Source organism: Marivita cryptomonadis (assembly GCF_002115725.1).
Lineage (GTDB): Bacteria > Pseudomonadota > Alphaproteobacteria > Rhodobacterales > Rhodobacteraceae > Marivita > Marivita cryptomonadis.
This window is the reverse complement of the sequence record NZ_JFKD01000023.1, coordinates 39,536-53,376: the sequence shown is the minus strand read 5'-3', so window position 1 is coordinate 53,376 and position 13,841 is coordinate 39,536. Positions and strand designations below refer to the sequence as shown.

The 13,841-nt window shown below is 55.0% G+C and carries 9 protein-coding genes and 1 pseudogene; 3 read left to right on the top strand and 7 right to left on the bottom strand.

The genetic code is table 11. The annotated features are described in order from the left end of the window. Positions 1 to 79 precede the first annotated feature (79 nt). The 7 genes from MCRY_RS19300 to MCRY_RS23655 all read right to left on the bottom strand — a co-directional run bounded on the left by MCRY_RS19300 (position 80) and on the right by MCRY_RS23655 (position 11,075). Positions 80 to 772 carry a SapC family protein gene (locus MCRY_RS19300; protein WP_085632925.1) on the bottom strand — a complete coding sequence of 231 codons (693 nt, stop codon included), beginning with the start codon at positions 770 to 772 and terminating at the stop codon, positions 80 to 82. A gap of 117 nt (positions 773 to 889) precedes the next feature. Next, the gene (locus MCRY_RS19295; protein WP_085632923.1) at positions 890 to 1,498 is read right to left on the bottom strand and encodes a peptidoglycan-binding domain-containing protein; all 609 of its coding nucleotides are present in this window, start codon (positions 1,496 to 1,498) and stop codon (positions 890 to 892) included. A 92-nt stretch (positions 1,499 to 1,590) separates the two neighbouring features. Continuing rightward, complete coding sequence (locus MCRY_RS19290; RefSeq protein ID WP_085632921.1) at positions 1,591 to 6,942, bottom strand: beta strand repeat-containing protein; 5,352 nt, start codon at positions 6,940 to 6,942, stop codon at positions 1,591 to 1,593. Between the two features lie 71 nt (positions 6,943 to 7,013). Then, entirely contained in the window at positions 7,014 to 7,973 is a 960-nt protein-coding gene (locus MCRY_RS19285) for a CsgG/HfaB family protein (RefSeq protein WP_176234532.1), read from the bottom strand. Positions 7,974 to 8,007: 34 nt separating this feature from the next. Beyond that, positions 8,008 to 8,502 (bottom strand): hypothetical protein, encoded by a 495-nt coding sequence (locus MCRY_RS19280; protein ID WP_203276078.1) that lies wholly within the window; start codon positions 8,500 to 8,502, stop codon positions 8,008 to 8,010. 501 nt (positions 8,503 to 9,003) lie between these two features. Further along, positions 9,004 to 10,797 carry an ABC transporter ATP-binding protein gene (locus MCRY_RS19275; RefSeq protein ID WP_085632916.1) on the bottom strand — a complete coding sequence of 598 codons (1,794 nt, stop codon included), beginning with the start codon at positions 10,795 to 10,797 and terminating at the stop codon, positions 9,004 to 9,006. A gap of 146 nt (positions 10,798 to 10,943) precedes the next feature. Beyond that, positions 10,944 to 11,075: a zinc ribbon domain-containing protein gene (locus MCRY_RS23655; protein ID WP_425320140.1), complete on the bottom strand. Its 132-nt coding sequence runs from the start codon at positions 11,073 to 11,075 to the stop codon at positions 10,944 to 10,946. Positions 11,076 to 11,250: 175 nt separating this feature from the next. On the opposite strand from MCRY_RS23655, the pseudogene MCRY_RS19265 reads away from it, so the two are divergent. The 3 genes and pseudogenes from MCRY_RS19265 to MCRY_RS19255 form a co-directional block, all read left to right on the top strand. Further along, positions 11,251 to 11,487, top strand: a pseudogene (locus MCRY_RS19265) (transposase); the annotation flags it as partial. A 177-nt stretch (positions 11,488 to 11,664) separates the two neighbouring features. Further along, complete coding sequence (locus MCRY_RS19260) at positions 11,665 to 11,970, top strand: helix-turn-helix domain-containing protein (RefSeq protein WP_085632910.1); 306 nt, start codon at positions 11,665 to 11,667, stop codon at positions 11,968 to 11,970. 100 nt (positions 11,971 to 12,070) lie between these two features. Further along, positions 12,071 to 13,840: a hypothetical protein gene (locus MCRY_RS19255; protein ID WP_085632908.1), complete on the top strand. Its 1,770-nt coding sequence runs from the start codon at positions 12,071 to 12,073 to the stop codon at positions 13,838 to 13,840. The last annotated feature ends 1 nt before the right edge of the window (position 13,841 follow it).

Sequence of the window (13,841 nt, the reverse complement as noted above, 5' to 3'; positions counted from 1 at the left end):
GCTACAGCAGAAACTCCCGAAACTCTCTTGCGCCCTATGCCACGCCACAAGCAATTTGAGACCCAGGTCTTCAGCTCACCTAATTGCCCAGATTCTTCTGGCTGTTCCAGTTGTCCAAACTGTGCAGATGAGCCATCACGATTGCCATCAGGCCGCTGCGCACCCAGGCTGCAAGTGTCGCATCATCAAGCGCCGCCAGTTTTTCAGCGTCGACCACCTGCAGATCACGCACAGCGCCCAGGGTCTCTTCACCCTGGGTGATATTGTAGGTCCGGGGCACCAGAATATCGGCGTCACGCAACGGTTTCAGCAGAGCTTCCGTCCGGGTCAGTTCCTTCTGGAAGTCGGTGAGGAAAGTCTGCGCCCGTTCGACGATACCGCCTTCAGGAACACCGCCATTCTCGAAGAGTGGCTCACCATCGCCATCCTCGGAAATCAGGCTTCGCTCCACCATGAGAACATACTGTCCTGCCTCTCCGCGGGCCCCAAGCACGAAAGGAAACCGCCTGAGATGTGCAGGCTTGTAGCGCGCCGTCCATGCACCCTGTTCGTCCACGTAGAGGTTTCCGTTTTTCCTGTATCCCATCTGGGCCACAGGCAGGAAATGACCTTTTGTCGGAAAGAAGATCGGAAACTCGCGGCTTGCCTTGACCACTTCGGTCGCAGAAAGCGGCGCGCTCAAGGTGTTACGGGCAAAGGTCATGTCATTCGACAGGACCATTTTGCACTTGGCATGCACTTTGCTATCAAGCGCGATGGCATTTTTGAACAATGCACCCTCCTGTTCAGCCGTTTTGCCCCAAGCCAGCTTGGGGCCATCTTTATGGGCGCCGGCGGGAAAATGCGAGTGCCTTGAAAAGGTCAGTCCTTCTCCCGTCTGCAGGAATGATCAGCGTTCGATTTGCTGGCCCATCAGAAACAGGGTCACCATGTCGGGCAACCCGTTTTGTGTTACACCGGCCTCTTGCTGCCAAGCCTCGATGCCTTGAGCTGTCTGTGGTCCAAACTGACCGTCAGCCGCTCCTTCGGACAACTTCCCATCTGCGATCAAAACTTCCTGAACTCGACGAATGGTTTCTTCATTCACTGAAACGGCTTGTCCGTTATGGGAAACTTGGACAAGTGGGCTGTTCTCAACCAACTTCAGCGCCGAAAAATTCTCAAGTATTGCAAATACCACGTTTTCAAAAAGCTGGTCAGGATTATTGGCACAAATATTCCGGGCAAGGCTCACCATTGGAACATGGGATTTGATCGGAGTGATATCATAAAGGCCTTCTCCCATTCTATTCTGGGCAGAAATGAAACCAGATATCCATTCTGCCAATTGAGCCTGGGCTTGGGCCGCTTGGTCCCCGTTCAGTACGGCAATGATCGTGTTGCAATCTCGGGCGCCCCATCCATAGACGGCGAAATCACCATCCGATGTGGCAGCTAAAGAAGGCGTCACAGTGCTGAAGGTGAGGGCTGTTGCAAGGGTTACGCAGATGTTTCGCATGGTCCTCGGGACCTCCTAAGTCGTGTTAGAATTTGACCTGTAGAACAGAAAAAGGCCCCCGACAAACGGGGGCCTTTGATTTCCAATCGCTCTTAGCGATCCGTGCGTGTGACTGTGCTGGTAGCAAAGTTACCAATCGAGCTCGCAGAGATGCTGTTGTTGGACACACCAACCGATGCGCTGACGATACCTCCAATGGAGAAGGTGCCAATTGTAGCACCTGTTGCCTGCGACGTAATGTCCCCACTGTTGGATTGTGTATTAAAGGCAGCAGCGCTTGCATCGTTTGCCGTTGTCGACAAAGACGCGAGGGTAACGCTGTTGGTTGCAACGTTTCCAAGAGCCGACGCATTGATCGCGTTTCCAGAGACAGAGGCAGATGATGCATTGAGAGCAAGACCCAAGTTGCCAGCTGTACGTGTCCCAGAGGTGGCATTGACCCGGTAGCTTGCACCAGTCGATGTCGCGCTGATTGCAGCCGCCTGAGACTGTTCATTGAAGACACCGAATGAAGCATTAAGCACGCCACCAAGTACGCCAGCGGTTGAGTTCACGCCTGCTGGGCTCCCCCCACCAGTGGCATTTGCACCATTTGCAACAACGGTGTTCCCCGCCACGTTACCACGCGCAAGTGCCAGAGTGCTGTTGCCCTCTACCATTGCAGTGCCAGTGTCCAAAGCTGTCGCGTCGGTTGTACCAGACAGGCTCACTGTCGTGTTCGTCGATGCTGAAGCGTCAACTGTGCCTGTAGAAGTGTTGGTCTGAGAATTCATGACCAGAGCAGTTGAGTCTAGCGATGCAGTTCCCGCCCCACCGATGGTGATGCTGGAGTTGGTCGCCAGGTTGGCCGAGGCACGGGCTTCGGTCACATTGCCAGTTACACCAAGCGTGCTGCCTGATGCTGCCGCGCCGTTACCCGGTGTCGTTCCATCCACGGTATCGCTAGAGATGGTTACGGTGTTGGCGGTATTGGTCGAGTTGATGGCGCCAGTGTTGTTCTGGTTGTTAGCAACCAGATTACCGCCGCTTGCGGTAAGCGTGCCCGAGGAGTCAGCCGTGGCATTTGTACCAGAGGCTCCTGATACGATGTTAGCACCAGCCGTTGTCAGAGAATTTTCCGCTTGGTTACCTGTAGCGCTGGACGCACTGACGTTTTCGGACAGCATAACGCTGCTGCCATTGATCCCAATTGGCGCAGTACCACCGGTCACATCGACATCCACGACCACTGCGGATCCACCTGTGGACGTGACAGCACCGCTGTTGCCCTGAATACTAGCCAGCTCTGCCGCTGCATCCACGTTTGATGCATTCGCCCCAACAGACACGGAGTTCACAACAGAGTTGGCGAGCGCCGTTGTAGAAGAGACATTGCCAGCCAGGGACACTGTCGAGTTCAACACACCGCCACCTACGGTCGGACCTGCACCAGTATCAGATACATCAACCTCAACTCTGGACTGTGATGTCATGGCTGTGACCACAGCATCGTTGTCCTGGTCTGATCCAAGTACATAGGCTGCATTTGTCGTGCCACCTGCAGTGAAAGATGCATCCGTGCCGACACCCGCATCAATGCTGTTCCCATCAACGGTCAGCGTATTGCTCGCCACGTTGCTCCGAGCCAGAGCTGTGGTCTGATTACCATCGAGAGCCACACTGCTGGATTGGATCGGGATGGTGCCTGTGTTGCTGAGCGTGACTTCGACATCTTGATTAACTGTCGACGACACTGTCGCTGCACTCGTGACATCCTGGTTGTTCACCAAGACACCAGTGCGGTCCATGTTGGCCGTTCCGGCATCACCCAAGGTCAGTGTTTGCGTACCATTGTTACCAGTTGCCTGTGCAATCGTGGAGTTGCTGCTGAGGGAGACGTCGCTACTGATAATCTCGTTTCCACCAGTGCGTGTGACGTCTTGGTTGTAGACATCCGTCGTAGCCGAGGCCGTGACGTTTGCGGAAACCGACTGCACAGAGGCCAATGCGTTGTTCGCGTCAGCCGTGAGAGTTCCAAGTGCGATCGATGCATCCACCGTTCCGGTTGCCGTCGCGTTGGTTACGTCCACTGTTGTGGTATTCGTCGCCACGTTTCCGTTCGCAACCGACTGGTTTACGTTGCCTTCCATCGCGAGTGAGGAAGTTGTGCCGCCGGCATTTGCAACAACATCCAGATCGGATGTTGTTGATACTGTTGCCGTTGACCGCTGAGCGTTCTCAAGTGCGGTGTCGGCGTCCGTATTGGTTGCCGTCAGATCGACACTGTTTGTCGCCCGGTTTGCCGTCGCATAGGATTGCTGAAGGTTATCAGACACAATTTGCGTTGAGTCTGTAACGGCATCGATTTCACCTTGGCCGTCTAGGATCGCAAATGTTGCAGCAACATCAGATGAAAGGGCCGAGGCACTATCCTGCAAGCTTGCTGTCGCCAAATCGGCAGTAGCGGGGGCAACATCAAAATCCGCAGCATTGATGCTGGTTGCCGTTCCCGACAAGCCGGTCACAGTTGTGGCTGTTGCAGAGGTTGCGTTGGTCGCAACGTTACCCGTCACTTCGCCCACTGCCGTGTTGCCAGACACAGAAACGGTCGAAGCTGAAATTTCACCGGCTGAACCAGCATCAGCGTCGACACTGACAATCACACCAGCGCCGTTGACGACACCAGGCGACGCTGTACCTGCAAAGTTCGCGAACGCAAGCGTAGTACCGGAAGCAGTGCTATAAGTAACACTGATAATTTGTGCAGCAGTGCCTCCAAATGTGTCAATTTGGGCACCAGGCGCAATTTCCGCGTTATTGCCAGAAATATTAGAGAACCCCGCCATTAAAAGTGCGGCCTGTTCTTCCGATGTCAATGGAGTAGCGAAGGTAAATACAATCGGAGTAGCACCATTGTTTGTATAGCCAGCTCCGCCTGAGGCTAAGGTACCGTCGTTTCCGATTGTGCCACTTACTGCGGGCGCTGAATTTAACGAACTAAACGCTGAAATCGGATCGGACCCTGTGATGCCGATCTCTGCAGTTACAGATCCTGCAGCAGCAGTGGCCTGATAGTTTGCAACCGTACCGGAAGCTGCAACGGTTGCAGTATTCGCATCACCCAACTGAACTGCGTTATTGGCGCTGTTCGCTGTTGCAACTGCACTCAACACGTTGTCATCAGATACAACTGTGGAGCTCAGTTGAATATCATTATCAACATTGGTTCTGATGGTGTTTGATGTTGTCGGTGTCGCCGCAGAGTCTCTCTGGCTCGCCAAAATATCAGCGCCGGAAAGCTGTGTGGAGGCCGCAACAAAAGAGCCTGTTGTCGTTTGAGCGCCAGTGGCTGCGACAATACTTGGCGCCGCCTCACTGCCCGATGTGATATTTGTTGCATCCACAACAACATTATTGCCGCTGGTCACGTTGCCACTGGCGGATGCAGACACGGTGTTTCCGGATGTGGAAACACTTGAGCGCTGTACATCACTATCTACCGTGGTGAGAATTGGAACACCGCCCGTACCAACAACACGTGCTGTCACGGTTGCACTGTCCGCAAGCGTTTGTTCGTTCGCGGTGGCAGCAATAACACCAGTGCCTGCACCAGAAGCTGTTCCAACCAGATTGTTGAACGAAAGCAAGATGCCGTTGTCAGCTGAGTTGGCCGTTGCAGACGCCGACATCCTGTTGTCGTCCGTTGCAACAGTGGAATCTGTCACATCTGTCCCTGCTTGGGTCAGTATCTGATTTGCTGTCGTTTCTGCAGACACAACAGCCGTAGATGCCATCGACTGGTCATTGGTCAGTGCCTGACCTGCAGTCACCGAGTATTGGTCGGCCGAACCCGCAGCAACACTGTTTTGTACAGTCCCAGCATTCAATGCGACGCTTAGATTGTTGGTTGCACTTGTGGTTGAAAGTGAATTGGTTGCAGTTGCACCCGTTGCAGCTGACGTGACCGCATTTGCGGTTGTACGCATGCTGCTATCATCAAGATCGTCATCGGTGTTAATAGCATTGGTGATGCTATTTGAAGTTGTTGCGGCAGTGACGGACCCATCAACTTCCTGCACGGAGCCCACGGCGCCTGCTGCACTCATCGTCGCGCCGGAGGTAAGCGACAGCGCGTTGCTGGTGGAAACACCCGTGGCACTTGCCGCCTGACGGTTGCCTGTTACTTCGAGTGTCGAGGTTGTAACGGTATTATCATCAAGATCCGCAACGACAGAACTGATGTTGTTTCCCGAGACTGTACCGGAAACAGTTACACCCGAATCAATTGTCTGTACGTTCCCGATGATGGAGTCGCCAGCTGCTGACAACTGTGTCTTACCATCTGCGGCGGTATCTGCGTCACTAATGACAGCAGCAGCACCTTCACCCGTGATGCTGCTTGCGTCCAATGTGATCGATTGCGTGCTTACACTGCCTGTAGCACCTGCAGTCTGATCATTGCCTGCAACCGAGATCGTAGTGTTGGTGACGTCTCCAGTTGCATTCCCGTTTGAGTCAACACCGCTCTGGATTTCAATGGTCGAGCCTGTTGTCGCCGCAGAAATCGTTGTAACGGGCGACACTGTAGACGGTACAATTGTCTGCAAATTGCTTACAGCTGTTGAAGCCGTTATGCTTGCAGTTGTATCCAGGGAAGAAATGCTGCTTGTGGCCGAATTGCCAATTGAGGTTGATGCTTGATCACTGTTGGATACAGTAACTGTCGCTGTATCAAGGCCTTCAACACGAGTTCTCGTTACAGCCCCACTTACAGTAGCGCCCAACGCCCGGTTACCATCAATTTCTTGCGAAGAGCTGACGATCAGATCACCAGCAACATCATTATCGGCTGCTGCCGCCAACGAGGAATCAATATCCAGACTGGCTTGTCCAGCTGTTGCTTGCACAAGATCAAGGCCACTTGCCGCTGTGATGGTGGATTTCGCGCTGTTGCCGGTTGCCGCAGCTGTAATGTCATTATTATCGGACAGGCTTGTCCCCGTCAGAGTGCGTATTCCGGCACCATCATTTTCAATCACGATGGAGTGCGTATCAGACGACGAGAGCGCAATAACATCGGCTTCAACCGACTGAAGCGTTCCAACAGCCGCTGTGTCTCCTGCAGTGCTTGGCGAGAACAACAATTCTGCAGCAGCTGTCGAGGAGTTCCCTGTGGCGGACGCAGTGGTCAGGTTGTTCGTCGCCGGTGTCGCTACTGTAACGACATCATCAATGCCGTCACTAACAGTGAGGCTGATATTCACATTGTTGTTTGCTGTTGTCGCAGAGGGCGTTGCGGTCAACTCTTGTACGTTTCCAGCTGTAAAGGTCGCTGATGTTACAATGGTTTCGCTCGCACCCATGTTGGTGTCTGCGGTCGCCTGCGCCAGTGCGCCAGAGGCCCCAAATGTAATCAGCAGAGCCGCCGTGGCAGTGCTGTTGCGTAAGTTTGGTGTAAATTTCATATCGTTACCTTTGAGTTAAGCGGTTGAACGGATTAAGACGCCAATTTATGACTAAAATCAAGCATCTTGTGTTATGCGGGATCGCTCTCAAGAGCCACACTCGCCCTTGTCGTCACAGCCTTGCCACCGATGGCCTCATAAGCGTCATCATCGACAAGCGGCACCGCCGGCTTGCAATCCTGCGGTGTCACCCCTGTCACGCTCGGCACGAGATCCAGAATGGCGCTTTCAATCGCCATGCGCACGGCCAGCTGAAGCGGCTCCTGGTTCTTGGCCCCCGCATTGACATCCCACAGGTCATTGTCAAAGAAACGGAATATATCCAGGCCAACCTCATAACCGGAGATCTGCTTCTGGATCGAAACCGTATCATACACCTTGAGTGTCTGCGTCCCCACGATCCGCAGATCGACACCGACATTCATTGTGTAAATACGGCCTTTGCCGCCGACATTGTTGACGTTCAGCTCACCCCCACCCGACTGGATGTTGAAGTTCAGCTCCGTGATCCCGCCCACGATGTAAAAATCCGACTGCAGGATACTGCCGCCATAGTAAGGCTTCCATGGAACTTCGGTCGGCTGACCCGTCTGCGCATCGGTTGTCTCGTGCAGCCGGCCATCACCCAGTTGCCGATTGCTGAGATATGCAAGCTCCGCATCTGCTATCTGGGTATCAAACCGCTCGTACAGCGAAACTCCCGGCACCAGGTGGCCGAGCGCCGTATACGCCATGAGAGCGCCGCCCTGGGTCACCAGGAAGCCCTCCAGATCGTTTTGCTTGCCCGTGTAGTCGCGGATATTGCCGACCGCGAGGGCAATATGGCCCTTGTGGGCATCCTCGAGCCGCTCGCCGTAGCAAACCAGTTTCGCGGTAAGGGGCGTATTGTTCGGAGTGGGCTTGGAACTCAACACAAGAGGAACGTCCCCCGCATTGAGCGTCTCTCTCCGCATATCCTCTGGCACAACGGCGCAACCGGCTGTTGCAGCGGCCAGCGCGAGCGCGAGAAGTGGCTTCTTGTAAAGGGACATCCTGCTGCTCTTTTCCATTTTTCTCAAACCAACCTCAGTTCAACGGCGCGCCGGGCAAGATGACGCTGCCAGAAACATTGGTACCCGCGAAATTACACGCAGTGCTGGTATCAACTCCTGCGGTCTGATCGCCTGTATTATCCTGATTGTTCAAAAAGTCTTGATCCGTATTGCCGTTTGTGACGTTCCCAAAACCACTGTCGATGCTGCTGTTATCGACACCCGCGTTGATCGCGCCCGAATTCGACTGACTTCCTGTCACATTGGTCGAGTCAGCGCCCACGGTTCCGCCGCCGGCCGCATTGCCCAATGCATCCGTGGCCGTCGTGTCGCTGTTGGCCGTGCCATCTGCAGAAATGTTCGGGGCGCTGTCGTCCTCCGTATTCGGACCCGCCTGACTGCTATCGGCAACGTTTGCCGTGGCGGACGCGTTGTTGCTGCAATTCACCTGCGTGCCAATATTCGTCTCGTAATAAGTGTTGAAGCCATCGTAATAGCCCCCCTGCTTCCGCTCGATCAAATCAAGCACAACGGACTTGTTGGCCTTGTCAGCAGTTGTCTGGAACTGCCATGGACGGTTTTCGAGAAGACCATTGGCGAGCGCAGGGCTGGTCATCACCGCAAGGCCGACCCCCGCAACCGCCAGAAAACACTTTAAATTTCGCCTGCGCATTACGACCCCTTTTCCACTGTTCCAGCTTACGGGCCTCACAACCAAAGGCCTCGCACCACAACACTGTCTACACTGAAGTGCAGCAAATTACTGTATAGCTAAAATTATCTTTACGTTCTAGCAAGCTAAATTCACAGGAAAATTTCCCGACATCGATGAAGAACGTATCAAAAATTTCCGTGTGAAGCATCTATGCAACCCACCCGCCTTACGAGCAGGTCACGCCAAGGCGCGAAAGCACACAACAAAAAGCGCCCACCAAGCCCCGACCCGCGACATCTTGTGACACAGGTGCTGACTGCAAGATCCACTGCGAAACACTGCCCAAACGCGCTTCCGGCAGGATCAAGGGTCCTTCTAGTCGTAGCTGCCTTTTTGGACCTGATACATACCAGCATAAAGCCCCTTCTGCGCCATGAGATCATGATGCGTCCCCTGCTCAACAACATACCCGGCGTCCATGACGTAAATCCAGTCTGCCATTGTAACCGCCGACAGGCGGTGCGCGACCACGATCGTGGTGCGCCCTGCTCCAAGGCGCAACAAGGCACGCTTGACTTTATCCTCTGTCGTCTGATCGAGCGCAGAGGTCGCCTCATCCAGCAGCAGGATAGGGGCATTGCGTAAAATCGCCCGCGCGATGGCGATGCGTTGTTTTTGCCCGCCCGAAAGCTGTCCGCCTTTTGGGCCAACGGCGCGCTTGGGCCGCGCCCGCATGAGATCCGCAATCTCCGCGGCCTCCGCGGCCGCCCAAATTTCCGCATCGCTTGCCTCGGGCCGGACATAGCGGATATTCTCCCAGATCGTATTGTTGAAGATCACGATATCTTGCGCCACGACGGAAAAGGCGTGTCGCAAAGCCTTGATCTGCAAGGTCTCGATCGGCACATCCCCAATCCGTATTTGACCTCCCTGGACATTGTACAACCTGGTCAGAAGACTGAGGATCGTGGTCTTGCCAGAGCCTGTCGCCCCGACGATGGCCGTCGTCCGCCCCCCCCGAATCGTGAGCGTCAAGTTCTCGAAAAGGGGCGCATCTGGGCTGTAGTGAAAAGAAACCCCGTCACATACGATATCCGCGCTGGTGTCGAATTGATCCGTTGCACCGGGCATGTCCCGAATGCTCGGGGTCTCTTGAAAAAGGCTTCGGACACTGCGAAGGATCACCAGATTGGCCTGCAACCGGGCAAAAAACTGCCCCAGCATCCGCATCGGGTCGAACACCAGGACCAGACCAATCAGGAATGCGATGATCCCTGCCCCGTCCAGGCCATAATCTCCGGACAAGGCCATGTACCCGCCACCCCCGATGACAAGCACATAGGCAAACGCCGCCATCAAATCGATGGCCGGCATCACGATCGCTTGCGCAGATTGAAGCTTGATCGCAAGCCCCCGCATTTCCTCTGTCGCGGCATAGAGGCGTTTGCGTTCATTGGCCTCCTGACCGGAAATCTTGACGGTGCGCATCCCGTTCGACATCTCCTCCAGGCCACTCATGTAGGCCCCCATGGCATTCTGGGCCTTGGCCTGGATGTCCTTGATGCGCTTCGAGACAAATTGCAGCATGACGACGATCAGCGGAATGACGACGGCCGCCGTGAGAAAGAGCGTGGGAGACTTGTAGACAAGATACCCCGAGACGATCACCACAGTGGTCAGATCCCGCACGGCATTGACTGTTTGCTGACCGACAAACGCACTGAGGTCTTGCGCCTGATTGCCCAAGCGCATGATGATCTCCCCGGGCGGGGTGCGCTCGAAATACGCAAGATCAAGCGTCATCAGATGTTGGATGAGGTCCTGGCGCATTTCAAGCACAGCCCCCGATGCCAGCCAGATAGACAGGCGGGGGACGAGGTAGGACATAAGCGCCCGGACCCCGAAGAGCGCAAAGACCAAAACGCAAATTCGGATCAGATCCCGTGCGACACCGCTGTCAAAGATCACCCTCAGGCCGCTCTCTGTCAGAGACAGAAACTGCTGATACACAACACCCTGAACGATGATCATGCCAAGCACGACAAGGAGCCAGTGAGCCCGCTTCTTCAGATAGCCATGCCAGAACCACAAGATATTTGCGCGGTCCTGAACCGTGAAGAGTTTGTTGTTTTCCGTGTCTCCATGCTGCTTGGAGGTATTGATCGCCATCTTTGAAGCCACGCTTTTGGAAAGTGGGTGGGAACCGGGAGCGTGCTCGCCGCGTGCGAGCGCAGCTCTTCGCATAGCCTGAGCTTGCGGCGAGGTCACCCCCTCAACCCGATCACAAACCTGTCCGACTTGACATCCTGCCCGCCCTAAAGGACGGGCATGCCTCCTGCGAGACGCTCATGCCCGAGCGCGAGAATGTTGCGGGCAGTATTCACGTCCCTGTGGTGGACGAAGCTGCACTGATCGCATGCCCATTTTCTTGTTCCAAGCGCCCCCATACCTTTCGGACTGCTGGCCTGTATCGCCGCCCTGACCTTCGGCGTTGTCGTTGCCTGGCTGTGAAGCTTGATCAGCATATCGCTCTCCCGTCCCGCGCCTCGGTCAGAACCCAGCGTGCCATGAAAAGCGCTGACCGACGAGGGGCTATCTGATCATCCGGGATGGAACAACTGCCCTCCGAAGGTGGCTGGCTCGAAACTGGTGAACAGCCTGAAAGGCGTGTCCAGCAGGCGGCTGGCGCAAAAGTATGGTGGGCCGCACCGCTGTTTCTGGAAGGGCGTTCTTTGGTCGCCGTCATATTGCGCAGGGTCGGTTGGCGGTGCGCCGATCGCCGTGCTTCGCCAGTATTCGACGCCAGTATTCTTCGCCAGTGTACAGAGCAGCAAGAACCTCCGCTCTAACCCATCCTGAACGGCGGGGCTAGCGCGGCGGCCTGGAGCAACGAAGCGAACCTGCAAACCCTGCTTTGCAAAATTCAAGACTTTTACAATTGGTAATATCCCGGCTATATTATACATACTGTATAGATGAAACGTGCTAATTCCATACTTGGCGCTGCCACGCCGGTGTGATTCAAGGAGAAAGCTCATGCTCGCCGAGCTACACAAAACAACGCCCGAGGAAAGCAAGGAGCAACGACTTGCTCTGGGCATTTTGCTGAAGGCCATGCGTGAAGACCAAGGGCTTTCCCAACGGGATCTGGCTGATCGGCTGTCCTTGGACTACTACACCTTCATCTCACAGCTTGAAACGGGACGTGGCAAGATTCCAGAACATCGCTACGGTGAGTGGGCTCAGGCCTTGGGCCAGGAGCCGCGGGAATTCGTGCGCATCCTTCTGCGCCACTATCAACCAACAACCTATAAGATTCTGTTTGACGAAACCGCGGCATGACGGTGTAGGGACTCGAAAAATACCAGGCTATTCCTGCTCGGAGCCTCCACGCAGACCGCGGTACCCCACCTGACCCTCCACGTCGCAACCTTGGTGTTTTATGGCTGATATCCTGACATTCAAACCTAGGGATACGGCCCTGTCGACCGATCGATTTTGTGAAGACCGTGATGAAACGGTACGGTTCCACAGAACGCCCGACGGCGCGATCGAACTCGACAGACCCAAAACCTCATGGCACACGCGCGCAGATGTGCCGTCGGTGCGTGACTGGAGCAATCAGGAGCTGGCAAACCTGTTTCGCGTCAAGGCGCTTTTGCAGGCCGCAGGCATTGCCATTGAGATTGACCGCGGCCTCAGTGATGAGGGCGACCCGTGGTTCGTCTTCTGTCACGAATCAGGTGACGTCTTCATTCATTTTTGCCGGATTGATGGCCTCTATCTTCTTGACAATCCAAACCTTCAGCACCCTTTGAGGGGGCATGATTTCAACGATCTTGTATCGGATTTCACCCGCAACGCCCTGCCCCAAACCCCTTCGGACGACACGATCATGGCGGGACATACAGTTGTCCGCTTTGATCGAAGTGGCACATTGCGCCTGCACCCCTCGACAATCCTCGCAGCCCTGGTCTGGAGCTTGCTCCTGGCCTCCGAGGAGCTTGTTCTGCCGGTGAACAGCCCCGACGATGACGCTGGTCGACCTTCTGCGGACACGCTCATTGAATTTTCGAATGCAATCGAAACTGCACGCCCCGACACACCGCACGGTCCCGTTTATGTCCCTCAAAAAGAGGACGATTCAGGTCCCATGCAGGATCATAAGGCAGCATCCTCGTTTCAACCCAACAGCATGGCCCCAAAAGACATGGTAAGCCACTCCGGGCTGGCTATTGCGCCCAATTCGTTTGGTTTGGGATTGAGCTCCATCGCTTTCGCTCTTGGACTGGTCTCTGAACGCAGCTTGACCGAACCGCTTGCAGACATCCTGGAAGAGACGGAGCATGCACTGGCTGTGTTGGGTCAGGTCCTTGTCACAACGGATGCCACCTCAGGCCTTTTGGATGCGGGTCAGACCGAAAATTCGATCTGGGGACTGGACGCCCCCCTTGAGCAGAGCTTGACGGCAAGCCAGGTCAGTGCAGCGACATCGGTCCCTCTTGCAATGGATCAGGCCGTCAAGATGGCAGGTCTTGTGGCACCGCAAAACAGCGATATCAGCGGGGCCTTCGGCACCAGGATCATCGCCGATACGTCACCTGAAAACTCCACGCTGTCCGCACCGGACAGCGTTGCGTCCCAAGACCTGCCCTATGTCCTTCCCAAGAGTGACACTGAGCAGAACACGAAGGATCTGGTGACGATCTCTGTTCAAGGGGTCGAGGATCTGCTTCAAATCTGGCAGACATCCCTTGAGAGCTTCGTCGTTCAAGGGGAGATATTTTTCGCCTCTTTCGACATCCTCGAGGTCACGAACAATACCTCCACGCCAATCGGGCCAGGTGTTTCTTCGCCAGACACCGCACTCGACAACAACATGGAAATCGTGCCCTGGACCCCTTTGCCACAGCTCGCGGCAGACCGTTCCATCAAGACACTCATTGACACGGCAGTGTCGCTTGCAGATGCCGAAAGTGATAAACGCGCTTTTGACAAGGACGCTGCCGCATTTATTCATTTCATGCTCGACCGTCTGGACAATTTTGAGGTCGTCCAAACAGACGACGATTACGTATTCCTGGATTTTGATACGGTCGTGAACAATCCAAACGCCCCTTTGCATCTTATGAGCTGGAGCCTTGATGACGGCGGCGTCGTCACAACCATTGGGTTGCGCAGCGATTTTGAAAGCTTCGAGCTGACCGCGTAAA